Consider the following 24424-nt stretch of genomic DNA (forward strand, 5'->3'; position numbering starts at 1 on the left):
AGAATTTGTGAACAATAAATTAAATGAACTATTAGAAACTATAGTGTACTTATTAATTATATTGTCATTTTTAGATATATATTTAATACTAATTTATATATCGGTATACACAAAAAACAGAAAACTATTCAAGATAGTAAAAGTGATTTCTTTAATATTTATCTTTTTATACAGTATATACATTTTAATATATAAAGATATTAAAAACCTTAATGAATTCGACAACTACTTCATTATTATAACTTCCTCAATCATTACATATGTGTTAGTTAAAATAATCAGAAATTTTACTATAAGTATTTATAATTGGATATTCAACAATGACTTGGGAATTAGGGAAAGAGATGAGCTTATAAAGTTCAAACTTTCATTTATTAATAGTATCATTATAGGATTTATTACCTTTATCGCTACACTTTTAGGTATGTCACTTACTATAAAGCAATTATTTTTCAATTGAACTTTTATACAATCTCACTTTTCTATTTTTTACTTTAATGGTAACAAAACCCCCTTAAGCCTATGCCTAAGGGGTTTCATCATTCTACACTATTATTCCCACTCAATTGTGCTTGGTGGCTTAGAAGTTATGTCATAGACTACGCGGTTGACGTGGTCTACTTCGTTAACGATACGGCTTGAGATTTTTTGTAAGACTTCCCAGTCAATACGAGCAAAGTCACTTGTCATACCATCGATAGATGTCACTGCACGGATACCTACTGTGTGGTCGTACGTACGGTAGTCTCCCATGACACCGACTGATTGAATGCCTGGTAATACAGTAAAGTATTGCCAAACTTCACGTTCAAGACCTTCCTCACGGATAACTTGACGTAAGATCGCATCAGATTCTCTAACGATTTCTAATTTATCTTCAGTGATTTCACCTAATACGCGAATACCAAGTCCTGGACCTGGGAATGGTTGTCTCCAAACTAAGTGTTCAGGTATACCTAACTCAATACCTAATGCACGTACTTCATCTTTAAATAACGTGTTGATTGGCTCGATAAGTTGGAATTCCATATCTTCTGGTAAGCCACCTACGTTATGGTGTGATTTAATCGTTTGGGCAGTTTTTGTACCTGATTCGATAACGTCAGTGTAAAGTGTTCCTTGTGCTAAGAAGTCTACACCTTTTAATTTAGACGCTTCGTCATCGAAAACATATACGAATTCGTTACCAATGATTTTACGCTTTTGTTCTGGGTCTGAAACGCCGGCTAATTTGCTCATGAAACGTTCTTGTGCATCAACACGAATAATATTCATATTAAAGCCTTCACCAAATTGTTCCATAACCATGTCGCCTTCACCTTTACGTAACAGGCCATGGTCAACAAAGATACATGTAAGTTGATCACCAATTGCTTTATGTAGCAACACTGCAACTACTGATGAATCAACACCACCGCTCATTGCACATAAGACACGACGGTCGCCAACTTGTTCGCGGATCTTTTCTATTTCAATATCGATAAAGTTCTCCATTGACCATTCGCCAGTACATTCACATACGCGACGAATAAAGTTACGTAATAAATCATTACCATATTCAGTATGACGTACTTCTGGGTGGAATTGTACGCCGTAGATACGACGTGATTTATCTTCAATTGCTGCATAATTTGTGCTTGGACTATCTGCAATTACCTCGAAACCGTCGGGAATTTCGATTACTTTATCAGAATGGCTCATCCAAACATTTTGTTCTTCAGGCAAACCAAAGAATAATTCGTCTGTTTTAGCATTTATAATTGCTTTACCATATTCACGTTCATTGGCACGTTCAACTTTGCCACCTAATAATTTCGTAGTCAGTTGCATACCGTAACAAATTCCTAAAATTGGAATACCTAAATTGTAAATTTCTGGATCAATTGTAAATGAATTTTCTTCATATACTGAATTTGGTCCTCCAGATAAGATAATACCTTTAGGGTTCATTAATTTAATTTCTTCAATAGAAATTTCGTGATCGTGTAATTCACTATATACGCCCATTTCACGTATACGGCGTGTAATTAATTGATTGTATTGACTGCCGAAGTCTAAAACAAGAATTAACTCTTGCTCTTTAGCCATTTCCATAAGTGTTTATCTCCTTTGACTTAGAATGAGTAATTTGGTGACTCTTTTGTAATTTGAACGTCATGTGGGTGACTTTCTGCTAGTCCTGCAGGGCCCATACGTGTAAATTGAGCTTCTTCTCTTAACGCTTCTAAGTTTTTAGAACCAGTGTAACCCATACCTGATCTTACACCGCCCATTAATTGATATACAGTGTCTTGTAAAGCACCTTTGAAAGCAATACGCCCTTCGATACCTTCAGGCACGAATTTTTTAGGTGTTTTGTCTTGTTGGAAATAACGGTCATTTGAACCACTTTCCATTGCGCCTAATGAGCCCATACCACGGTATACTTTATATTGTCTACCTTGGAATATTTCAGTTTCTCCTGGGCTTTCTTCAGTACCTGCAAGTAAACTACCTAACATAACTGCGTGACCACCAGCAGCTAGCGCTTTTATAATATCGCCTGAGAATTTAATACCGCCATCTGCGATAATTGTTTTACCATGTTTACGTGCTTCAGTTGCGCAATCATAAACAGCAGTGATTTGAGGCACACCTACGCCCGCTACAACACGTGTTGTACAAATTGAACCAGGACCAATACCAACTTTCACTACATCAGCACCCGCTTCATATAAAGCTTTAGTAGCTGTTGCAGTTGCAACATTACCAGCGATTAATGTAACTTGTGGGAATTTCTCTTTAATATGGCGTACTTGGTCGATAACACCTTTTGAATGTCCGTGTGCTGTATCAATAACTAATGCATCTACGCCTGCTTCTACTAATTTTTCTGCACGGATATCAGTGTCTTTGGCAATACCGATTGCTGCCCCAACTAATAATCTACCATGTTCATCTTTAGCTGAATGAGGGAATTCTGATACTTTTTCGATATCTTTAATAGTGATAAGGCCTTTTAATTTGCCATCTTCAACTAATGGTAATTTTTCGATTTTGTGTTGTTGTAATAATTCTTCTGCTTCCTCTAGTGTAGTACCTACAGGTGCTGTAACTAAATTTTCTTTAGTCATAACATCAGAAATTTTAATTGAAAAGTCTTCGATAAAACGTAAGTCACGGTTTGTAATGATTCCTACAAATTGCTTTTCTTCTTCATTATTTACAATTGGTACACCTGAAATTCGATATTTACCCATAAGCGCTTCAGCTTCGAACACACTTTCTGATGGAGTTAAGTAAAATGGATCAGTGATGACACCATTTTCAGAACGTTTAACTTTTTGCACTTCATCAGCTTGATCTTCGATATTCATATTTTTATGAATAACACCCAGACCACCCTGTCTTGCCATTGCAATTGCCATTTTTGATTCTGTTACAGTATCCATACCTGCAGAGATAACAGGAATATTTAATTTAATTTTATCTGACAGTTGAACACTTAAATCTACCTCTTTAGGTAAAATATCTGACTCCGCCGGTAATAGTAATACATCATCAAAAGTTAAAGATTCTTTTTCAAACTTATTTTCCCACATTATTAAACAGCCTCCATTTTGTTTATAGTTATTTTTATAACTTATGTTTTTTGTTGGTTCTTAATGCCATTAAAGAAGAAATTCAGAATAATCGCAGATAATGCGCCGAGTACGATACCATTTTGTACTAACCAAGCAAATTGGCTACCAAGCGCCTTAAAAGCTTGAGGAACAGCGCTAATGCCCGTACCTAGTCCAACTGAAACAGCTATTATCAACAAATTATTTTGATTTTTAAAATTGATATTACCTAATATACTAACACCATATGCCATAACCATGCCAAACATTGCTATCATCGCGCCACCTAAAACAGGTAACGGGATCATATTAGCCATTGCACCTAGTTTTGGAATACATCCACAAATTATTAATAAAATGACCATACCGTAAATAACTTTATTTTTCTTGGCACCTGATAAAGATACTAAACCTACATTTTGTGAATACGCTGTATATGGGAATGAATTGAAAATTGCTCCCAAAACAATTGCTATTCCTTCGGCTGTGTATCCTTTACGAAAATCTTTACGTGTTAAGTGTTTACCGGTAATCTCACTTAAAGCGTGATAAACGCCTGTAGACTCGATTAAACTAACTAGCGCGACAATGAAAAAGACAATTGTGGCACCGAAATCAAAACTGAGTCCAGAAAATCTAAACGGTTGTGGTAATGCAAACCAATGCGCTTCACCCACCTGTTTAACGTCAACTACACCAATAAACGAAGCTAGCACTGTACCAACAACTAAACCAATGAGAATAGCAATTGATTTTAAAAACCCTTCAGTAAATCGTTGCACAATCAAGATAACGACTAACGTAACTATTCCTAAAAGGATGTTTTTACCGTCACCATAATCTTTAGCTCCTTCCCCACCTGCTAAATAATTCATTGCAACAGGCATAAGATTAATACCTATAATCGTTACTACACTCCCAGTGACAACTGGAGGGAAGAATCTTACTAAATAGGAGAAAAACGGTGCAATTATGATTACTAAAACACCTGATAATAGTAACGAACCATATAGATCGCTAATACCTTTTGTTTGGCCAATTAATATCATTGGTGCTACCGCTGTAAAAGTACAACCTAATACGATAGGTAAACCTGTCCCTGTACCTTTCCATACTTGTAAAAATGTAGCGACACCACACATAAAAATATCAACAGTCACTAAAAATGCAATTTGCTCGGATGAAAAATGCAAACTTGTACCTACAATAATCGGAACAAGTATCGCACCTGCATACATAGCAAGTAAATGTTGAACACTTAAAATAAAGGTCTTCATACTTCCTCGCTTACTGTTTCATCGACGAATGTGACATTGTTTCCTTTTAAAGAGGCAACCTTACATAGAGAAGATACATTTAATCCTGAGTCCTCTAGTCGTTTCCTACCTTGTTGAAAACTCTTTTCGACTACGATGCCAATACCGACCGTCGTCGCCTGAGCTTGTTGAACAATTTCGTTAAGTCCTAATGAAGCATCACCGTTTGCTAAAAAGTCATCAATGATAAGCACACGATCATCTTCAGATAGAAATTCATCTGACACGATGACAGTACTCGTATTGTTTTTAGTAAATGAGTGTATATCTGCATGATAAACATCTTTTGTTAATGTACTTGGTTTTGCCTTTTTAGCAAACAAACAAGGTACATTAAAATGTAGTGCAGTCATAATCGCTGGAGCTATGCCCGATGCTTCAATAGTTAATACTTTCGTAACACCTTCATTTTTAAATTGTTCATGAAAAGTGTTACCAATTTCATGCATAAGTTGCGCATCAATTTGATGATTTAAAAAGCCATCTACTTTTAAAATCCTTTCATCAATGACCACGCCATCTTCTTTAACTCTTTGTTTCAACAAATCCACTCGAAAAAACCTCCTCGTAATGTGTACAAAAAAGACCCTAAACTAATGAAGTTTCAGGATCTATGAGTGAACATGCAATACAAAAACGTGACCAATGACCAAAATAATCAGCTGTATATTTCTAACTATTAATTACCTTTCCCGCTAGCAAACTAATAGTAGAATGGTACGAAACCAAATCACTTTCATTCGGTTATGCATGATTAAAATATAGTTATTGTATGTATTGTCTTGTTACTCATAGTCATGTCGTTTGCGGCAACACGGTAGAAACTTCTAAAGCCATATTCTTTAGATTATATGAGCTAGTTAAATTATTATACGATAATACCAAATTTTCATATTCCTTTCAATATACACTTTATACAAAATGTATGCTAATTGACTATTTAACCTGCACTTGTAAGCGGTTAATTATAGAGTATAATAACATTTGTAAGTTATAGATATTCGTTTTATAATTTAATTAAATCGTTTCACATCAAGAGTAACTGGGTAGAGAATGAGTAATCGAAAGAAGTTAATTGGAGGGTACAACCATGGCTGAATTTAAAGTTGTAAATGGTACAGATGAATTATATGAAGCAATTAAACAAAAAAGAGCTGAAGGGTATCATGATTACGAATTGTCTGTAATTAGTAAGAAAAAATTACATTTAGATGATTTACATGACTCTGAAATCAATTTAACAGCAACAACAGGTGGCATAAGTGATATGGCAGCTAAATTACTTACCGGTGAAGATACTGAAGCAGCTGTGCTTGCACATTACAGCATGCCTGAAGACCAAGAGGAACATTATAAAAATGAACTCCACGACGGCAAATATATTTTAGCTATATCTAAAGACGAATCGTCACATGATGAAGTACAAAACTATAACGCTGCTTATGCCACTGAAGGCGAAAATGATAACCAAAGTAACGTTGTTGGTAATCATTATTCTGAGCAATCAGAAGGGCCAAAATCTTAATGCTAAATAGTTTTTATAGAGTATTAGTTTAACGACTAATACTCTTTTTTTATTCATTTATATAACTTTCTACCACAGTTGATAATTACGCCAAATTCATCTGTATGCTACAATAAGCACAAATAATCTACAGTACGGAGGTTTGAAGATGGAATTTAAAATAGTTAAAACCGTGCAAGATCCTTTATTCGAAGAAGCTTTAAATTTATATGACGGTAAGCTAGACGTCTCTCTTAAAGAGGGAGAAAAGATTTTCCGTCAGTCATTAGAAAATAAATATACTAAACATGATTACATTTTCCTTGTGGGTATTGATAACGACTCAATCGTCAGTATTGCTACTGCACACTATGAAGCAACTACAAACTCAGCTTTTTTAATTTACTTGTTAGCCGAAAATAATGGCAATCGCGATATAACAATTAGACTGACACTCGAAGAGATGGAAAAGGAACTAAATAAATTATCTAACCAATTGCACGCTCATGATATTAATTTCATCATGCTCGAAGTAGATCAAGAAATAGACGAAGATGAGTTAGAAGACAATGAAAAAACAATAGTGCTAAATAAAAGACGTCGTTTATTAATGGAGTATGGATTTGAGCAACAAAACGATATTGACTATATAGCACCTAGACAACCTATTAAAAACAATTTTGAAGAGCAGCCGATGGACTTGTTTATTAAATCAAATATTGAGTTAACAAAAGACATCTATGGTACAAGTATCAAATCAAATTATATATTAAAGTATGTATTTGCTAACAAAATTTCACGTCATATCATTTATCCTATGTTAGAACAAATGGACCTACGTAAGCAGTCTTAAAGTATAGCAACACTTGAAATCATTATTAAAACGGGGTAAAATGGCATAGAAGTTAGACTGACGTTTCACTGACCGAAGACAAACGTCCCTATACATAAATTTATTTTTAGAAAGGATTTATTTCTATGTTAACGAAAGAATTCGCCCAACGTGTAGAACTTAGTGAAAAACAAGTGCGTAAAATAGTTCAGCATTTAGAAGAACGTGGATACCAACTCAGCAAGACAGAATATCGAGGTAGAGAAGCTACAGACTTTAAAGAAGAAGATATTGAGTTATTCCAAGACATCGCTGAGAAAGTTAGACAAACAAATAGTTATGATTTAGCTTTCGATGAACTAGAACAAGAAAAAGATTTCCTACAAGTACTAGTCAAAGATGACAGTAGTAACTTACCTACTAACCAAAATGTTAGCCAAGTTGTAGAAGAATTACGTAGTGAGATTCAACAAATTCGCGAAGAACGTCATATGTTAGGCCAAATGATTAGCCAAGTACATAATCAACAAAACGAATTACGCGAGCTACAAAATCAAATTACTGCTAAACTCGATACAAATACTGAAGCTTTAAAAACGATCCAATCTTCTACTGATGAAATAATAACGACACAAGCAGAAATTCACAAAACACAATCTGAACAAGCTGCCCTAATTCAATCAAGTGTCGCTAATGATACAGAAAGTTCTAAACCACAATCTAGTCAAAGTTCCGAACAAGCTCAAGCCACTGAAGACAGTACAACGGCAAGTAATGTTAAACAAAAAGAAGCTCAAGAAAGCAACGCTTCTGTTGAGACTAATAAACAGAGCGAAACAAAAGCTACTGAAGAAGAATTCACACAAGTTGATTCACAATCAACAGAAGCTAAGACTTCAACTGATGAAGACGCTACTAAGTCAGATGCACAAAAAGATGCAACTGACAGCAGTAAAACAAGCGAGCAAGAAATTACACAAACTGCTTCAACTGATGCTACTTCCCAAACAAATGAAAGTAACGAAAATGACCATTCAGAATCATCTTCTGATGCAACACATGACAACGAATATTCAACAGCAGCACAATCTTCACCACTAACTAAAGAAACACCTTCTTCAGAGAAAAAAGGTTTCTTCGCGCGTTTATTTAACTTATAAGTTTACACTTAACAGCTACAACATGATTAATTGTTGTGGCTGTTTTAATTTTGTTCTATAACAATTCCGACAGATTATTTACATATCCTCCCCACCCCATTTACGTACTCCAGCTTTTTAAATATCAAACAATTATAATTGTCAGAATATATAATCTTTTAATATTATATATATTTATTAAGCAACCCTCTTGAATATATTTATAAATGCTACTATCCTTATTAAGTAACTCGGCTTATTAAAAATTATTATAGGAAAGTGTAGGTCCTGACAATGTTACTTACTGTTTTAAACATTATTATTTTTGTGGCCTTCATCATCGGATTAAGTATTATGGCTAAAAAACACGTTTCATTTCCTAAACGTGTCTTCTCTGCGTTAGGCGTAGGTATCGTTTTCGGTATTGCGTTACACTTAATTTATGGTGTGGATAGCAAAATAACAAAACAAACTACGGATTGGCTAAGTATTGCTGGAGATGGATATATTTCCCTCTTACAAATGATTGTTATTCCGTTAATATTTATCTCTATCGTTTCCGCATTTACTAAAATTCAAATTGGTGAAAAATTCGCCAAGGTGGGTATGTGGATCTTTGTATTCTTAATAGGAACTGTCGGTATTGCTGCTATTGTTGGTATCTTAGCTGCTCTCGCGTTCCATTTAGATGCTTCATCAATTGATTTAGGCGGTGCAGTAGGTTCTAGAGGTAGTGAAATAGCTAGCCAAGCAAAAGATATGAGTGCTAAAACACTACCACAACAAATCATTGAATTGTTACCAAGTAACCCGTTCTTAGATTTCACTGGTCAACGTGCAACATCAACAATTGCCGTTGTGATTTTCGCAGCGTTTATCGGTTTTGCCTTTCTACGTGTATTACGTAAGCAACCAGAACAAGGCAACCTACTTAAACGTGGTATCGACGCAGTTTATGCGTTAGTAATGGCAATCGTTACTTTCGTGTTACGTTTAACACCTTATGGTATCTTAGCTATTATGACGAAAACAATTGCTACAAGTGACTTTGCAGCAATTTGGACGCTAGGTAAATTTGTTATCGCAACTTATGTAGCATTAATCGTAATGTATATCATTCACATGATTATTCTTATGATTTTAGGATTAAATCCTTTAACGTTCATTAAGAAAACGGGTGAAGTATTACTATTCGCATTCACTTCACGTTCAAGCGCAGGTTCATTACCCTTAAACGTGCAAACTCAAAAAAATCGTCTAGGCGTACCTGACGGCATCGCTAACTTCTCAGCTTCCTTTGGACTTTCAATAGGTCAAAATGGTTGTGCAGGTATTTATCCTGCAATGTTAGCTATTATGGTAGCACCTGTAGCTCACGTTGAAATAAATTTACAGTTTATCTTATCAGTGATTGGTATCGTTATTATTAGTTCATTTGGCGTTGCCGGCGTTGGTGGTGGTGCAACATTCGCATCTATTTTAGTACTATCAACATTAAACTTACCTGTCGCTCTAGCGGGTGTCTTAATTTCTGTAGAACCTCTTATTGATATGGGACGCACAGCATTAAACGTTAATGACTCTATGTTAGCAGGTGTAGGTACATCAAAATTAACTAACAACTTAGATAAAGACGTTTATCATGAACAATCTTACGGAGAATTAACTGCTAATAGTTAATTTAATATAGAAAGAGCCTGAGACATTATCGTGTCTTCAGGCTCATTTTTTATTGGCAGTAGATGCCTGAATTGAAAATGCGCTTATATCAAGCGTCTTTCAACTCTAGTCATCCTTGCCGGGGTGGGACTACAAAATCTTCTTATAAAAATAAGATTTCTGTCCCGCTCCCTTTTATTAATTACTAAGTGGTTTAAATGGCCCCCACGTTATTTTTTGTTCACTATCAACTGCTAGATTTTTAATTTCACGTGAGACATCATCAAACCATTTTAAGAAAGCTGCTTCTTTATCTAATTGAGCTTCCATTGATGCCTGTGAAATATCATGTAAGTACCAAGTCTTACTTTCAAATTCAAACTGAATTTGAGAATATGCGATACGTGTCACATCTGCACGATCATAAAGATTATGCACTTGTTTGACCACGTTAACAGCTTGTGGCAACAAACTTTGATAAATCACCTTTTTTTGTTGCGGATTGTCTAAATCATTCCACATTCTAATTTGACCATTCATTTGAAAAAATATATCCATGGTGGGCATTTTTTCATCAAATGATATAAGTATGAAAATACGTTCAGCCATATGGTCTACACAATTAGTTGCACTGACAATGACTTTACTAGCAATTTTTGCCCAATAATCTTGCGCTTGTGAAGGAGTAAGTACATCTTCATTGGCATGTACTTGTTGGTTATCATTACTTTCTTCAGGTGTACAATCACGATTGTCATCATTATTTTTAAATAATTTATCAAACATGCTCAATGTAACCAACTCCTTCCTAATAATTAACTTTTAATCGTAAACCACAGCAAAATATTTAATACGAAAAATTAACGCTTTAAGAAACCTGATCTATTCAATTCATCTAACATATCTAATCTTTGCTTACTTCCTAATGCACGAGCAATTTGATTAGACCACGTTTCATTACGTTCTCCATTCGTACGCTTATGATAATAATCACTTACAGTTTTATCGTAATCTTCTAATGCTTTACGTTGTTCTTGCTCATCACTATTATATTGATTTTCGTGGAAAATATGTTCAAACGGCAAGCGTGGTTTCGGCGCACCATTTTCATCATCAGCAGGTTCACCTACAGCCATACCAAATAGTGGGAAAGTATGTTCAGGTAAATTAAGTATTTCTTTCACGCGATGAACATCATTACGTAAGGAACCTAAATAAACTATGCCATAACCCCTATCCTCTGCTGCAACCGCTATATTTTGAGCCACTAATGCTGCATCAATAGTACCTACTAATAACCCTTCGGTAGAACCTATCGAAACATCCATGTCACTTTTTTTATCTTCTTCTATTAATGCATGTCTATAATAATCCATTACAAATACAAATAGGTAGCCATTGTCTACAACATATGGTTGTCCTGAAACTTCTTTTAAATCATTTTTAACTTGGGGATCATCGACACCTATAATGGAATAAGTTTGTAAATAACTAGATGACGAAGCACTTTGACCTGCTTCAACTAATTTTTTAATTTCGTCGTTAGAAAGCGGTTTGTCTTTAAATTTTCTAACTGAATGGTGTTTTTTCATTAAGTCATAAACATAATTCGTCACGCTAAAACCTCATTTCTATGTACTTATTTAATAAATAATAGCAAATATAAGCACAATATACTTATTTAATGCTTACCCTTTTTTCAATGATTTTAAAGCTATATAACTAAATTTCTTTATAATTTAAAGTGATAAAAAATTAATGATAGTAAATAGCGTATTATCCTTATAAACCCTCAATATTATGTAAGCGATACCATACAGTGTGCTATTGCTTTTGCTTAATATCTAAAATTAATATAATCCTATTAAAATTTAAAATAAATGTGTTAGTTGAGAATAAAAATATCTAATTGATATTAACAAAATGTAAAATTATCTTAATAATGAACTATAAAAATTAATAAATTATACTTTCTATTTGTTGTCACAAAACCTTTAAAAATCTACATTGCTTATCATTATAGGAACGAAACATCTATGTTGACGAAATAAAAATTAAATGTAATAATAGATTTCAAAGATTAGAATTATTATAAATAAACAATTAGAACAATCTATTGCGAAATTCTAATCTCAAGATAATCAACATACAATTTAGGAGGATGTTTTTTATGTCTTTAATCAATAAAGAAATTTTACCATTCACAGCAAATGCTTATGACCCAAAGAAAGATGAATTCTTTGAAATCTCTGACGAAAACTTAAAAGGTTCATGGAGTGTTGTTTGTTTCTACCCAGCAGACTTTTCATTCGTATGTCCTACTGAGTTAGAAGACTTACAAGGTCAATATGATAAATTACAAGAATTAGGAGTTAACGTATATTCAGTATCTACTGATACTCATTTCGTACACAAAGCTTGGCACGACCATTCAGAAGCTATTAACAAAATCCAATATCAAATGATTGGTGACCCTTCTCAAACTATCACTCGTAACTTCGATGTTTTAGATGAAGAATTAGGTCTTGCTCAACGCGGTACTTTCATCGTTGACCCTGATGGTGTTGTTCAAGCAGCAGAAATCAACGCTGACGGAATTGGCCGTGACGCAAGCACATTAGTACACAAAATCAAAGCAGCACAATATGTTCGTCAACATCCAGGCGAAGTTTGCCCAGCAAAATGGGAAGAAGGTTCAGAAACATTACAACCTGGACTTGACTTAGTAGGTAAAATCTAAGGAGGCATTGATGTCAAATGCTAAATGATGAGTTGAAATCACAACTTAAGCAATTACTTCAATTAATGGAAGGTGACGTAGAATTAAGAGCAAGTCTTGGTTCTGACGATAAATCTAAAGAGTTAAAAGAACTTTTAGATGAAGTTTCAAGCATGTCATCTAACATTAGTGTAGAAGAAGCTGATCTAAAACGTACGCCTAGCTTTACAGTAAATCGTCCAGGCGAAGATACTGGCATTACTTTCGCAGGTTTACCAATGGGTCACGAATTTAACTCACTTGTTCTAGCTTTATTACAAGTTAGTGGTCGCCCACCAAAAGAAGAACAAGCAGTTATAGATCAAATCAAAGCACTAGACCGTCCACTACATTTTGAAACTTATATCAGTTTAACTTGTCAAAAATGTCCTGACGTAGTCCAAGCTTTAAATTTAATGAGTTTATTAAACCCTAATATCACTCATACAATGATTGACGGAGCTATCTTTAAAGAAGAATCCGAAAATATCATGGCTGTCCCTGCTATTTTCCTAAATGGAGAAGAGTTTGGAAATGGCCGTATGTCAGTACAAGATATTCTAACTAGTTTAGGTAGCCAAGCTGACCCATCTGAATTTAACGACAAAGCACCTTACGATGTTTTAATCCTTGGCGGTGGCCCTGCAAGTGGTACTTCTGCCATTTATACAGCTCGTAAAGGATTACGCACAGGTATCGTTGCTGACCGCATTGGCGGACAAGTTAATGATACTGCTGCTATTGAAAACTTTGTAACAGTTAAAGAAACAGATGGACCAAAATTCTCATCTGCTTTAGAAGATCATATTAAACAATATGATGATATCGATGTTATGACTGGCGTTCGTGCTAGTGGTATCGAAAAAACAGATGATGACATCGTTATTACTTTAGATAACGATGCGCAATTACACAGTAAAACTGTAATTATTGCTACTGGTGCACGTTGGCGTAAACTACAAGTTCCTGGTGAAGATGAGCTTATCAATAAAGGTGTAGCATTCTGTCCTCACTGTGATGGCCCTTTATTCGAAGGTAAAGATGTTGCAGTTGTCGGCGGAGGTAACTCTGGCGTTGAAGCTGCCATTGATTTAGCAGGAATAGTTAAACATGTAACTTTATTAGAAAGAAATGCAGAGTTAAAAGCTGACGATGTATTACAACAACGATTAAACTCTCTATCAAACGTAACAGTTATTAAACAAGCTCAAACTACCGAAGTTATTGGTGAAGATTCAGTAACTGGTTTAAAATATAATGATATTAGTACAAATGAAGAGCATACCATTGAATTAGACGGTATTTTCGTTCAAATTGGCTTATTACCTAACACTGAATGGTTAGATGAATATGTAGAATTGAATGAAGCTAAAGAAATTACGATTGACCGTAAAAATGCGACAAGTGTTCCTGGCATATTTGCCGCTGGTGACGTAACAGATGACCGTAATAAACAAATCATTATTTCAATGGGTGCAGGCGCAAATGCTGCATTAAATGCTTTTGATTATATTATTCGTCACTAAACTTGAATCAAATATTATGTAGTTTTTAAGAGGAGTCTAAGTTGACTCCTCTTTTTTTATGCTATACCATATTATTTACTTTAACGGGATTGGACGACCTTATATGTTATTACTAATCGTAGCAATAATACATTTACATTTCTCCAAGAGAATTATTACATCACATACCAACACTACTCAAAAAAAACCCATGCTTTATCAAACTAAACGCGCTATGTTAAGTACTAAACATTGGGAAACAGCACAACTTACATATAAAAAATTTAACCAAACAATTTTCAAACTATATGCCACGATTGGCGTACCATTATCTATTATTGATTTGTGGCTGATTATATCCCATAGAAACGGTAGTTTATTAATTGCGGAAGCATTACTCTATATCATTACTTTATGTATTATTTATTTAGTTCTTGAACACAAGTTAAAAACTCTATCTTAATCATTACGCTAATTTCTTAAACAATATCTTATTATGAAAAATTGTGAGATTTTGTTCATTAGATTGTGCGTTTCTTCCAAAAAATGTCATTTGAATGCACTTTTAAAAATGGTACTCTATAGTATGTATATAAATAACATTTCAATTAATGATTAATTTTTTATAAAGGAGATTACTACACGAGATGAAAAAGCGTATTTTATTATCGCTCATTATGGTATTAGCCGTTGTACTAGCTGCTTGTTCAAACGATGAAGATCATGATGATAACCAACATAGCGAAAAACATGCACCTAAAAACGTAAAAGTACTTACCGAAAAAGATATTTTCCATTCTAATAAAAGCGGGGAAAATATTAGCGAAGAAGAAATGAATAATGCTATCAAAAAATATCTAGAGGTTAACTCAGTAATTCTTGATAACAAATATTTAATGCAGTACAAATTAGACAGACAATCAAATTCAGATAAAAAAATTACGGATAAACAGTCAAAACGCCTTTCAGACTTATCACGTAATGCAGTCAAAAATGATGTTAGATTTAAAAAATTCGTCGAAAACAATAATCTTCCTAAAGGTTACAAGACAAATGTAGATCGCATCATCAAATATTTCACTTCATTAAACAGTACGATTAAAAACGTCGATGATGATATCGAACAACTTGATTACCAACCACAAAATGAATTAAATGTAGTCGATGTCTCTACTAAATACGCTGGACAAGTAAACGGTAAACAACAAGCAAAAATTAAGAAATTCTTAAAATCAAAAGATATTAGTACTAAAGCTATAGATAAATAGTCTTCATACAATATCGTACACATTACAAAACTATGACATCATTAATAGTTAATTTATCAGTGTTTACAGGGTGAAGTTGTCATCTTTTCAAAACTTTATAACAGAATTTCGTAATAAACCTTACATAATTGTAAGGTTTTTTATTGTTATTTAACTTTAGAGCTACGTCACCATTTGTTAAACTTACTTTGTATTGGAAACAAAGTATTTAAACCTAGGGGGCTTAAATGGTTTTAACAATTTTAATTGGTGCAATTGCTGCTGTCTTTATTGCATATAATTTAGTAGACAAACAAGAAAAAAATGGTAGCATTTCTTCTAAACAAATCGTACTTAGTATCACTTGCGTTGTCATTGCAGTCATGGTCGGTAGCTTTTTAGACAATTTAGACGTTTTTTATCAAGAATTTCAACATAGCATTACAGCAGTAGATAGTTATTAGTCTAGACATTACAAAATTGATGTCTAGACTATTTTTTATTTGTAAAAAATGTATTTTGACACCCAAACCACTATATGTCACAATATATTTAATTTATTAAACATTGGGGTGTAAGATTTATGAAATACCGTTTGACCACATTATTATTAGCAGTCATTTTTATCACACTATCTATTATTACTATTGCTTATAATAATCCTACCGGTGGTAGTGCAATGAACTTTGAAAGACCTGTTGAAATATGGATAGCCTTGGGCTTTTCAGTTTGTATATTCTTACCCGCTTTAATACTTGGTATTTTCAAATATAGAGCAACACGTATCCTTTCAACGATATGGCAAATACTTTTTGCTGTACCTGCATTATTTCTAACACTTATCGTCATATTCACTACACCCGTGCCACTTCTTGTAGTCGTTTTAATTTTGACTACGATGGTTATTATTGCAAGTGCTATAACAACATTATGTGCAGAATAATCGTTCTAAAGACCTTATATGTAAGGTCTTTTTTTATGTCATACACTTGTCGATCAAACGCCTAACAATGTTGTCATATTAAGTACTTAACCTATATACTGCACCACTTATTTGTTACACTTTTTGTGAGGTGAAACAAATGGATAATAAAACTTCTCAAGCAAATGTTCAAAGCGGTAAAGTACTTGCAGCTTTATGTTACTTTAGTATATTTTTCGCACCACTCATCTTACCTATTATTGTATGGATATTGTCAGACAAACCTACGTCATCACATGCAGCAAAATCTTTGATATACCATATCATTACTTATCTATGCCCCTTTATTTTAGTTATTAGCGCAAGCCTGGGTACGGGTGCCTTATCAACTCAATCAACTTGGCAAGCAGTTGTACTAATTATTATAGCCATCGTACTTGTCGTGATTACAATTTGGTACACCATTAAAAATATTTATCGAGGCATTAAAGTATTACTATCAGACGAAAGTTATTTTAGACCATAGACTAATGCTCTAAAACGAATTAACTTTTTTACGTAAATTAATTAATGCCAATAAAAAGGTTGAGAAATAATTATTTCTCAACCTTTGTTTTATTTTTCTTGTTGCTTTAATGTAAATAATTTATACAATAGCTTATTTACTGGCAACACAAAATCTCCAATATATTCCTCTACTTGTGTATTAAAACCTTTTTTAAATTGTTGCACTCCATAATCTTCCGCTTCTGCACTGAAGTCACCAGTAATACCATAAAAATTATATCTAGGAATACGATGATTGATTGCAAAATTAATCATATCCCATTGCAAACTGTACGCGCCTTTAAAGAAATTATATTTTGGATTAGAACCGCTCGATAAATAATAAACTTCATCCTTGGTATAAATATAATAGGCAGCTGCTAAATGAAGTATATTGCCTTCTTGTTGTTGCAATTTCTCAAATTCTTTAATTTTTTTAAGCTGATTATTCCGTTGCTGCTGTAACTGTGTCAATTTAGTCTTTTTCTTTTTAGAGTTTGGTGTAATGGTCATGGCTTTTTCAAGTTCTAATATTTCTAATGTTAATTGCGCCTCGTTTTGCTTTAATTTTGTTATATATTTTTCTAAATCTATATATGCTAATTTAATCATTGAGTTTTGAGAATACATTTGCTGCATTTCTTCAAAATATCGTTGATCTCTGAATTTAAAACCATGCTTTTCTTCGGCCATTTGAAATAATTTAAAAAACTTATCAGTTTCACTAATATCTAACGTCCTCACTTGCACGCCCATTTCAATTGTCTTTTTTATATTCCTTCTAGTCTGGTACTGCATTTCTTGTAATAATGCTTCATCGTTCTTTTGTTGAATATTTAATACAGACAACCATCTGATTTGACTTAATTGCGAATAACCAATACTATAACCTTGATGTTTATAGCCTAGTCGATTAAGTTCCTTAAACAATTGTTTATTATCATATGATGTTATTATGTCCCCTTCCGGATTTCTAATATTTTCAATAACATATGGATCGACTAATATAAATAATCCTCTATGCTGTTTCACGTACTTTTTAAGACCTTCAAAAAAGCATGTCACTAACGCTTGATTATTAAAATCTAATACCGGTCCTCTATGCGTATAAAAGTATTTTAAAATTCTAAGCGCTCGAGCTTCAGTAATTAAACAAGCAGCTAACACTTCTTCACCATTTTTAACACCTACAAGATGTACACACCCTCCATTGTCTTGACGATAATTATAATGTGCAATTGACTGTGTATAGTGCACAAAATTGTTATTAACAAACTCACTATATTCTGCCGGTTTCAATGTTGTAAAATTCATTTTTTCACTCTCTTCAAGTTATTAATATGCCGATAAATGTGCAATAAGATGCTACCGAGCCCACTCAAATAGCACTACAAATTGCTTTATGATATTATATAACTCTCTTTAAAAGCATACAACTTATAATATAGTATTTTTATTTTATAAATAAATATAAGATGAATTCGTATCATACCAATATTTAATATCATTAACCTTCATCTATTAATCCCATGTATAAGGTATATATTCATTCATAAATCAACGCCCTCAAATATAAATAACTTGAGGACGTATGTTTGTGTAATATGACACTAAATTCATATATTCAAATTGCCAAGATGTAATTACTGGCCATAGTAGGCATTTTCCCCACGCTTCCTATAATAGTGTTTATCCAATAAAAATTGATCTATTGCAGAAATGTTCTGTTGTGCTAATAATTCTGTTTTTAATGCCATCTCTGCAACTTCTTCTAAAACAATTGTATGTTCTATCGCTTGCTTTACCGATGTTCCGAATATAAATGGTCCATGATTTTGTGTATTAATGGCTGGTATCGCGTCTGGAGTGATATTTAAAGACTGATAGGTTTCTACTATGACTTTGCCTGTATTGCACTCATAATTATGTTCAACTTCTTCTTTTGTTAACTTTCTAGCACAAGGTATCGGACCGTAAAAAGTGTCGGCATGTGTCGTTCCGAAAGGCCTGATTGCTTTACCTGCTTGTGCGAAAACTACTGCATGTAATGAGTGTGTATGCACTATACTGTTGACGTTTGGAAAATGCTTATATAAATAAACATGTGTAGGTAAATCTGATGATGGCTTAAGTTGATTTTCTTGTACTGTGCCTTCTAAATCGGTATTAACCATATCTACCGGAGATAGTTTACTATACGGTATACCACTAGGTTTAATACAAATAATGCCTTTGTCGCGATCAATCATACTCACGTTACCCCAAGTCAATTTCACCAACTGATTTTTAGGCAACTGCACGTTACCTTCATATACTAGCCTTTGTATTATTGCTTTATCCATGATGAACACCACTTTTCACGATTGCTTTTTCAATAAATGTTTTGGCATTTAATATTACTTCTTTAGGGTCTGTTAAATTTTCCGACCACATTTCTATTAAAAATGGCCCATTATATTTTAATCGTTGTAATGTTTGAAAAACCTCAACAAAATCCACTTCCCCCTCACCAAAAGGAACATCTTTAAATTTGCCTTTGAAATCAGCCGTTACTGGTAATGTGTCTTTTAAATGGATCGCGACCGTATCATTTATACCTTTCGCTAACTCATTTGGTACATTATTTTGTGGCCAAGCAGAAAGATTTCCTACATCTGGATATACTTTTAAGTATGGATGATTACTTACCGCTTCTTTTAACTCAATATATTTAGAAATACTATTTAAAAATGTATCGTCCATTATTTCAAGCGCTAAAATCACCTGTTTCTTAGCAGCATAATCTAGGGCAACGTTGAGACTCTCTTTAAAATTTTGAGCAGTTAATTGCGATTTTGTCTCATAATAAACGTCATATCCTGCCAATTGAATTACACGCACACCTATTTTTTGAGCTAAGTCGATCGCTTGAAACATTATTTCCAAAGCCTTATTTCTAATATTCTCGTCAGAAGAACCTAACGGATATCTTCTGTGTCCACTTAAACATATACTTTGTACATAAATATCTTCGTATAATTGCGTTTCATTGATTTTATGAATATTATCTTTAGACCACGTTAATCTAGCCAATCGTTGATCTGACTCATCAATCGACATTTCTATAAAGTTAAACCCTAATTGCTTAGCATATTTTAATTTCTCTGGTATTGATAAAGATACAGGCATGGCTTTTTCATAAATACCTAGATAATTCATGATTCAAATACCTTTGTAATTTCTTCTTTAAAAGCACGCGCAGCATAAGCAGGATCTTCAGCCTCTCTAAGATTACGTCCGGCAATAAATGCATATATATCTAAGCCTTGAAACAATTTCACTGTATCCAGTTCTAAGCCACCTGTAACTGAAACTTTAAATCCTAAATCAATTAGCCGTTGAATCTTATTTAAATCTTCTTCTGACCACTTTTTACCTGCTAAAAGTGCATCACGACTTTGATGATATACTACTTGTTTTATATCGTTATCAAACCATTGTTGCGCCTGTTCAAAGGTCCAATCCCCGTATAACTCTACTTGAATATCGTCCATCACATTTTTTGCAGCAATCATTGTTTCTATCGTGGCACAACAAATTACCGTCATCCAGTTGGCGCCCGCATCTTTACAATTTTGAGCGACTATTTTCCCCGCATCTGCACATTTAGTATCTGCTAATATTATTTTATCTTTATATAATGACCTAACTGTTTCGATCGCATGTCTACCTTCTTGTAAACATAATATTGTCCCTACTTCTAAAATGTCCACTTCGTTACCTAATGATTTTAAAGTGCTAGTCGCGCTATCAATAGTTTGATTGTCTAAAGCAATTTGTAATAATGGTTTAGTCATAGTTGTTCCTCCTTGATGTTACGAAATGTATTCACTCATATCTGCTTTATCAATATGCGCTATGATTTCTTCTACAGACGTCGCTGTTGTTAGCTTATCAATGATATTGTCAATTTCGAATACACTAACTATTTGTGGTATCGCAATACTCGTATGAATATCAGATGATGTCGCGGCTAAGACTACAAATACACTCGCACGTTTATGATCTCCGAAATCTATAGGTTTATTAAATATCACGAGACTAAAAGCGTCTCGGTTCACACCATCTTCTGGCCTTGCATGTGGCATTGCCATGCCATCCATCAATAAATAATAAGGCCCATATTTTTTAGTATTTTGAATAATAGCCTCTACATAATTTGTTGTTATAGCTCCACTTTGCAATAACGGTGCAGTAGCTATTGTCACAGCTTCTTCCCAATTTTCAGCATCTTGATTTAACCAAATAGATTGTTCATTAATAATACTTTCTTTAAATGACACCATAATGATCACCTTCAAATTACTTGTTGTAGATTTTCTTTTATCTCTGAATCATCCATTAAATTATCTAACCCTAATAATTTACTCGTCGTTCTACCTTCTAACTCTTGTATTAAATATTTACTAGCAAACACGATATCATATCCATTTGCCTGCGCCTTTGCTTCTCCAATGCTACAGTAATCAACAGTAAAATCACTAACATCGAGTTCACGTAAACACTTTTCAATTTTCATTTTTATGACCATTGATGATCCCATACCACTTCCACAAGCTGCTAAGATTTTTAACATAATTGAGTTCCTCCATTTCTACGTTGTATTACTCTAAGCCTTGATAATATAGTTCTTTGTCTTTTGCTCTTCTAAACTGTAATTGAGGTATTAAGAGCAATAAGATTATGATTACAAAGTATGCTACTAAGCCAAAATTGTGTAATAAAAGTCCAAATCCAGGCCAAATTAATTCAAAATCTATACTTCCGTGCCAACCACCAAATTTATATAATCCAAAGAACACTACTGCAAATGCACTTATCGACACTTGCAACACACCAGAAACAAATGCACAAATTAAAGCTGCTCTTGTACCACCAACTTTATTTGCATAAACGGCAATAGTAGCATTGTCAAAAAACACAGGCACAAACCCGGTTATAATAAGTACAGGTGAATGAAATAAAATCAAACCTAATATTGTGATAAACTGTCCGAGCGAACCACAAATAAAACCAAATAGCACTGCGTTTTGAGGTGCAAAATTAAATGTAGCTGCACAATCCACTGCCGGTAATGACCCGGGTAATAATTTATTTGAGATACCTTGGAAAGAGTTCGTTAATTCTGATACGAACATTCTTACACCCATCATTAAAATTGCTAAAAAGACTGAAAATGATAATGAACTAGAAATAATATAAGTAATAAAAGATAACTTTTCGGGGAAGTTTTGAGGGTCTAATTTTCTTAAAAAGTCTTCACCTAAAATCACCAAAATAGTACCAAAGAAGATAAGCATTAGCGTACCAGTGGCAACGATACTATCATTGAACATCGACAACCATTTGGGCAATTTCATATTTTCTAAATTTTTCTCTTTATTGCCTAATTTAGGGGCTACTTTATCAACTAACCAAATAGCAAACATTTCTTGATGGCCTACTGCAAAACCCGCATTCTTAGTTAATCGTTGTGTCGGGCCAACGGTTAAATTCGAACCAACTGCCCAATATAGACCTACTAAAATACCAATCATTATACTGCCTATAAAGTTTCTATATTCTGGGAACGCAAAAAATACAATCCACGTAATTGTTAATGATTGTTGAACCATAATGTGACCTGTAATAAACAATGTTCTAAGTTTCGTAATCTTGCTAAGTTTTACTAATAGAATATTTAATAGAAAACCAATAACAAGTGCGACCATCGTATAAGTTGTAGTTAAATTAATAGATTTTAATGCACTATCTACAGCATTCAACCCAAAATATGGATCAATAACTGCCGCCTTTAAATCAAATCTCTCACCCAAACCAGCTAATATCGGCCTAAATTTTTCAACCAAACCTTTAGCTCCAACGAGTAAGATCATAAAACCAACGACTGCTTTAATAAAACCTGCGAAACATTCATACCATTTTTTCTTAAGTAACACGTAACCTACAAAAACAATAATGCCAATGAAAAATTCTGGTTTAGTCAGTATATTATCTATAAACCAAATGAATATAATGATTAAGTTGTTCATAGCTGTTCATTCCTTTGATTTTATAAAAATGAAGGATACGGTAAATCATTTTCGATAGTAAAGACATCTTCAAAGCCTCTTGGATAGTGGTATTCCAATTTATGTCGGTCTTGAGGATAAGTATATTGTCCGCCAACTTGCCAAATAAAAGGCGTAAATTCATAATCTAAAAAGTCTTTTTTATTTTTCCAAAGATCTAGTATTTCTTGTGGGTTTGCTTGGAAATTAGACCATATATCATGATGCACGGGGATAACGACTTTAGTCTTTAAACATTCGGCCATTCTTAACAGATCAACTGACGTTAGTTTGTCAGTAATACCTCTTGGGTTCTCTCCAAAGGCACCTAAGGCAACATCAATTTCGTGGTTGTTGCCATGTTCAGCAAATTTCACCGAAAAATGAGAGTCTCCAGCATGATATAGATTACCTCCTGATGTTTTAAACAAATAATTTACCGCAATATCATCCATATCTTGAGGAAATTGGCCATTCAACTGTTGTTCTTGTGGTACAGTTATTAATGCAGTACGGTCAAAAGCCTCTAGTGCTACTATTTCGATACTGCCCACTTTCAAACTATCTCCGGGTTTAACCACTCTACATCTTTGTTCGGGCACACCCCAATCTCTCCAAACCTTTACTACAGCTTTAGGGCCAATAAATGGAACTGAATCATCTGTATTTTGCAATACTGCTGCTGCGGTATTAATATCTAAATGATCTGAATGTATATGCGTCACAACGAGCGCATGAATATTCTTCATCTCAAAAGGATCAATAACAAAGGGTTGCGTTCTTAAATTGGGTTGGAGTTGTTTGCATCCAGACATACGTTGCATTTGATGTCCCGACTTCATTAACTTATTCTTTTTAGTACGTTTACCACTACCACACCACAAGTCACATAAAATATTCGTGCCTTCATGTGACTTCAGCCAAATTCCTGTACAACCTAACCACCACAACGCAAAATTCTCTTTTGGTACTTGCGTTTCCTCAATTTCTTCATTTAACCATGTTCCCCACTCTGGAAACGTAGATAAAATCCATTGCTCTTTTGTAATACTTTGTACTTTAGACATCTTATCTCCTCCTATAATATGTGTAAGCGTTTACGAAATTATATAGTCATTATTTTCATTTTTCAATATATTTAATATTATTTATATTGTATTAATTACAATATAAAATCAAAAAGACCCCAATATAAAAATATTGAGGTCTAATTTTCAACGATTTGAACAATATTTACGTCCAAAAATTAACTAACTATATTGTTTGCCAACACCAACCATAGTAGTAAATAACACATTGTTTATA

25 protein-coding genes and 1 riboswitch are annotated in these 24424 nt (G+C 33.7%); of the genes, 11 read left to right on the forward strand and 14 right to left on the reverse strand.

The window, feature by feature from the left end:
- Positions 1-552: 552 nt before the first annotated feature.
- Genes guaA through xpt form a run of 4 tightly spaced genes read right to left on the reverse strand, consistent with a single transcriptional unit; the run spans position 553 to position 5469 of the window.
- The gene (gene guaA, locus C7J89_RS00525; RefSeq protein WP_061853443.1) at positions 553-2094 is read right to left on the reverse strand and encodes a glutamine-hydrolyzing GMP synthase; all 1542 of its coding nucleotides are present in this window, start codon (positions 2092-2094) and stop codon (positions 553-555) included.
- Positions 2095-2114: 20 nt separating this feature from the next.
- The gene (gene guaB, locus C7J89_RS00530; protein WP_103294837.1) at positions 2115-3581 is read right to left on the reverse strand and encodes an IMP dehydrogenase; all 1467 of its coding nucleotides are present in this window, start codon (positions 3579-3581) and stop codon (positions 2115-2117) included.
- 41 nt (positions 3582-3622) lie between these two features.
- Positions 3623-4879, reverse strand: a complete 1257-nt coding sequence (gene pbuX, locus C7J89_RS00535) for a xanthine permease PbuX (RefSeq protein ID WP_103294838.1) — start codon at positions 4877-4879, stop codon at positions 3623-3625.
- Positions 4876-5469: a xanthine phosphoribosyltransferase gene (xpt, locus tag C7J89_RS00540; RefSeq protein WP_061854304.1), complete on the reverse strand. Its 594-nt coding sequence runs from the start codon at positions 5467-5469 to the stop codon at positions 4876-4878. The genes pbuX and xpt overlap by 4 nt, the downstream gene beginning before the upstream one ends.
- A 221-nt stretch (positions 5470-5690) precedes the next feature.
- A riboswitch (purine riboswitch) is annotated at positions 5691-5793 on the reverse strand.
- Between the two features lie 215 nt (positions 5794-6008).
- On the opposite strand from xpt, the gene C7J89_RS00545 reads away from it, so the two are divergent.
- The 4 genes from C7J89_RS00545 (at position 6009) to C7J89_RS00560 (ending at position 10073) form a co-directional block, all read left to right on the forward strand.
- Positions 6009-6443: a general stress protein gene (locus C7J89_RS00545; protein WP_103294839.1), complete on the forward strand. Its 435-nt coding sequence runs from the start codon at positions 6009-6011 to the stop codon at positions 6441-6443.
- 148 nt (positions 6444-6591) lie between these two features.
- Positions 6592-7275, forward strand: coding sequence for a hypothetical protein (locus C7J89_RS00550; RefSeq protein WP_061854302.1), 684 nt, complete (start codon positions 6592-6594; stop codon positions 7273-7275).
- A 125-nt stretch (positions 7276-7400) separates the two neighbouring features.
- Positions 7401-8414: a hypothetical protein gene (locus tag C7J89_RS00555; protein ID WP_103294840.1), complete on the forward strand. Its 1014-nt coding sequence runs from the start codon at positions 7401-7403 to the stop codon at positions 8412-8414.
- Between the two features lie 273 nt (positions 8415-8687).
- Entirely contained in the window at positions 8688-10073 is a 1386-nt protein-coding gene (locus tag C7J89_RS00560; RefSeq protein WP_061854300.1) for an L-cystine transporter, read from the forward strand.
- 177 nt (positions 10074-10250) lie between these two features.
- Here the strand turns inward: C7J89_RS00560 and C7J89_RS00565 are convergent, their stop codons facing one another.
- Complete coding sequence (locus C7J89_RS00565; RefSeq protein ID WP_061855502.1) at positions 10251-10838, reverse strand: hypothetical protein; 588 nt, start codon at positions 10836-10838, stop codon at positions 10251-10253.
- Positions 10839-10912: 74 nt separating this feature from the next.
- Positions 10913-11668 carry an oxygen-insensitive NADPH nitroreductase gene (nfsA, locus tag C7J89_RS00570; RefSeq protein WP_103294842.1) on the reverse strand — a complete coding sequence of 252 codons (756 nt, stop codon included), beginning with the start codon at positions 11666-11668 and terminating at the stop codon, positions 10913-10915.
- 554 nt (positions 11669-12222) lie between these two features.
- On the opposite strand from nfsA, the gene ahpC reads away from it, so the two are divergent.
- The 7 genes from ahpC to C7J89_RS00605 all read left to right on the forward strand — a co-directional run bounded on the left by ahpC (position 12223) and on the right by C7J89_RS00605 (position 17010).
- Positions 12223-12792 carry an alkyl hydroperoxide reductase subunit C gene (gene ahpC, locus C7J89_RS00575; RefSeq protein ID WP_061854298.1) on the forward strand — a complete coding sequence of 190 codons (570 nt, stop codon included), beginning with the start codon at positions 12223-12225 and terminating at the stop codon, positions 12790-12792.
- Between the two features lie 17 nt (positions 12793-12809).
- On the forward strand, positions 12810-14336 hold the full coding sequence (ahpF, locus tag C7J89_RS00580; RefSeq protein WP_103294843.1) for an alkyl hydroperoxide reductase subunit F: 1527 nt from the start codon (positions 12810-12812) through the stop codon (positions 14334-14336).
- Positions 14337-14439: 103 nt separating this feature from the next.
- Positions 14440-14778, forward strand: coding sequence for a hypothetical protein (locus C7J89_RS00585; RefSeq protein WP_103294844.1), 339 nt, complete (start codon positions 14440-14442; stop codon positions 14776-14778).
- Between the two features lie 184 nt (positions 14779-14962).
- Entirely contained in the window at positions 14963-15583 is a 621-nt protein-coding gene (locus C7J89_RS00590; protein WP_103294845.1) for an NDxxF motif lipoprotein, read from the forward strand.
- A gap of 227 nt (positions 15584-15810) precedes the next feature.
- Positions 15811-16026: a hypothetical protein gene (locus C7J89_RS00595; RefSeq protein WP_061854294.1), complete on the forward strand. Its 216-nt coding sequence runs from the start codon at positions 15811-15813 to the stop codon at positions 16024-16026.
- A 119-nt stretch (positions 16027-16145) separates the two neighbouring features.
- Positions 16146-16505: a hypothetical protein gene (locus C7J89_RS00600; protein ID WP_061854293.1), complete on the forward strand. Its 360-nt coding sequence runs from the start codon at positions 16146-16148 to the stop codon at positions 16503-16505.
- Between the two features lie 139 nt (positions 16506-16644).
- Positions 16645-17010, forward strand: a complete 366-nt coding sequence (locus C7J89_RS00605; protein WP_103294846.1) for a magnetosome magnetite crystal formation protein family — start codon at positions 16645-16647, stop codon at positions 17008-17010.
- 89 nt (positions 17011-17099) lie between these two features.
- Here C7J89_RS00605 and C7J89_RS00610 read toward each other — a convergent pair whose 3' ends face one another.
- The 8 genes from C7J89_RS00610 to ulaG all read right to left on the reverse strand — a co-directional run bounded on the left by C7J89_RS00610 (position 17100) and on the right by ulaG (position 24186).
- Positions 17100-18344 (reverse strand): aminoacyltransferase, encoded by a 1245-nt coding sequence (locus C7J89_RS00610; RefSeq protein WP_103294847.1) that lies wholly within the window; start codon positions 18342-18344, stop codon positions 17100-17102.
- 329 nt (positions 18345-18673) lie between these two features.
- Positions 18674-19372 carry an L-ribulose-5-phosphate 4-epimerase AraD gene (gene araD / locus C7J89_RS00615; protein WP_103294848.1) on the reverse strand — a complete coding sequence of 233 codons (699 nt, stop codon included), beginning with the start codon at positions 19370-19372 and terminating at the stop codon, positions 18674-18676.
- A complete protein-coding gene (locus C7J89_RS00620) occupies positions 19365-20228 on the reverse strand; it encodes an L-ribulose-5-phosphate 3-epimerase (RefSeq protein ID WP_103294849.1) in 864 nt (287 codons plus the stop codon). Before C7J89_RS00620 ends, araD begins: the two co-directional genes overlap by 8 nt.
- Positions 20225-20866: a 3-keto-L-gulonate-6-phosphate decarboxylase UlaD gene (locus tag C7J89_RS00625; protein ID WP_103294850.1), complete on the reverse strand. Its 642-nt coding sequence runs from the start codon at positions 20864-20866 to the stop codon at positions 20225-20227. The genes C7J89_RS00620 and C7J89_RS00625 overlap by 4 nt, the downstream gene beginning before the upstream one ends.
- An 18-nt stretch (positions 20867-20884) precedes the next feature.
- Positions 20885-21355: a PTS sugar transporter subunit IIA gene (locus C7J89_RS00630; protein WP_103294851.1), complete on the reverse strand. Its 471-nt coding sequence runs from the start codon at positions 21353-21355 to the stop codon at positions 20885-20887.
- 11 nt (positions 21356-21366) lie between these two features.
- Complete coding sequence (locus C7J89_RS00635) at positions 21367-21645, reverse strand: PTS sugar transporter subunit IIB (RefSeq protein WP_103294852.1); 279 nt, start codon at positions 21643-21645, stop codon at positions 21367-21369.
- 28 nt (positions 21646-21673) lie between these two features.
- Positions 21674-23101, reverse strand: coding sequence for a PTS ascorbate transporter subunit IIC (locus C7J89_RS00640; RefSeq protein ID WP_103294853.1), 1428 nt, complete (start codon positions 23099-23101; stop codon positions 21674-21676).
- Between the two features lie 20 nt (positions 23102-23121).
- The gene (gene ulaG, locus C7J89_RS00645) at positions 23122-24186 is read right to left on the reverse strand and encodes an L-ascorbate 6-phosphate lactonase (RefSeq protein ID WP_103294854.1); all 1065 of its coding nucleotides are present in this window, start codon (positions 24184-24186) and stop codon (positions 23122-23124) included.
- Between the last annotated feature and the right edge of the window lie 238 nt (positions 24187-24424).

This window comes from Staphylococcus kloosii, from assembly GCF_003019255.1.
In the GTDB taxonomy this organism is placed as follows: Bacteria; Bacillota; Bacilli; order Staphylococcales; family Staphylococcaceae; genus Staphylococcus; species Staphylococcus kloosii.

Bases quoted from the DNA above. Each gene is read 5' to 3' on its own strand.
- guaA (WP_061853443.1), bottom strand. From the start codon at position 2,094: ATGGAAATGGCTAAAGAGCAAGAGTTAATTCTTGTTTTAGACTTCGGC.
- guaB (WP_103294837.1), bottom strand. From the start codon at position 3,581: ATGTGGGAAAATAAGTTTGAAAAAGAATCTTTAACTTTTGATGATGTA.
- pbuX (WP_103294838.1), bottom strand. From the start codon at position 4,879: ATGAAGACCTTTATTTTAAGTGTTCAACATTTACTTGCTATGTATGCA.
- C7J89_RS00545 (WP_103294839.1), top strand. From the start codon at position 6,009: ATGGCTGAATTTAAAGTTGTAAATGGTACAGATGAATTATATGAAGCA.
- C7J89_RS00550 (WP_061854302.1), top strand. From the start codon at position 6,592: ATGGAATTTAAAATAGTTAAAACCGTGCAAGATCCTTTATTCGAAGAA.
- C7J89_RS00555 (WP_103294840.1), top strand. From the start codon at position 7,401: ATGTTAACGAAAGAATTCGCCCAACGTGTAGAACTTAGTGAAAAACAA.
- C7J89_RS00560 (WP_061854300.1), top strand. From the start codon at position 8,688: ATGTTACTTACTGTTTTAAACATTATTATTTTTGTGGCCTTCATCATC.
- C7J89_RS00565 (WP_061855502.1), bottom strand. From the start codon at position 10,838: ATGTTTGATAAATTATTTAAAAATAATGATGACAATCGTGATTGTACA.
- ahpC (WP_061854298.1), top strand. From the start codon at position 12,223: ATGTCTTTAATCAATAAAGAAATTTTACCATTCACAGCAAATGCTTAT.
- ahpF (WP_103294843.1), top strand. From the start codon at position 12,810: ATGCTAAATGATGAGTTGAAATCACAACTTAAGCAATTACTTCAATTA.
- C7J89_RS00585 (WP_103294844.1), top strand. From the start codon at position 14,440: ATGTTATTACTAATCGTAGCAATAATACATTTACATTTCTCCAAGAGA.
- C7J89_RS00590 (WP_103294845.1), top strand. From the start codon at position 14,963: ATGAAAAAGCGTATTTTATTATCGCTCATTATGGTATTAGCCGTTGTA.
- C7J89_RS00595 (WP_061854294.1), top strand. From the start codon at position 15,811: ATGGTTTTAACAATTTTAATTGGTGCAATTGCTGCTGTCTTTATTGCA.
- C7J89_RS00600 (WP_061854293.1), top strand. From the start codon at position 16,146: ATGAAATACCGTTTGACCACATTATTATTAGCAGTCATTTTTATCACA.
- C7J89_RS00605 (WP_103294846.1), top strand. From the start codon at position 16,645: ATGGATAATAAAACTTCTCAAGCAAATGTTCAAAGCGGTAAAGTACTT.
- C7J89_RS00610 (WP_103294847.1), bottom strand. From the start codon at position 18,344: ATGAATTTTACAACATTGAAACCGGCAGAATATAGTGAGTTTGTTAAT.
- araD (WP_103294848.1), bottom strand. From the start codon at position 19,372: ATGGATAAAGCAATAATACAAAGGCTAGTATATGAAGGTAACGTGCAG.
- C7J89_RS00620 (WP_103294849.1), bottom strand. From the start codon at position 20,228: ATGAATTATCTAGGTATTTATGAAAAAGCCATGCCTGTATCTTTATCA.
- C7J89_RS00625 (WP_103294850.1), bottom strand. From the start codon at position 20,866: ATGACTAAACCATTATTACAAATTGCTTTAGACAATCAAACTATTGAT.
- C7J89_RS00630 (WP_103294851.1), bottom strand. From the start codon at position 21,355: ATGGTGTCATTTAAAGAAAGTATTATTAATGAACAATCTATTTGGTTA.
- C7J89_RS00635 (WP_103294852.1), bottom strand. From the start codon at position 21,645: ATGTTAAAAATCTTAGCAGCTTGTGGAAGTGGTATGGGATCATCAATG.
- C7J89_RS00640 (WP_103294853.1), bottom strand. From the start codon at position 23,101: ATGAACAACTTAATCATTATATTCATTTGGTTTATAGATAATATACTG.
- ulaG (WP_103294854.1), bottom strand. From the start codon at position 24,186: ATGTCTAAAGTACAAAGTATTACAAAAGAGCAATGGATTTTATCTACG.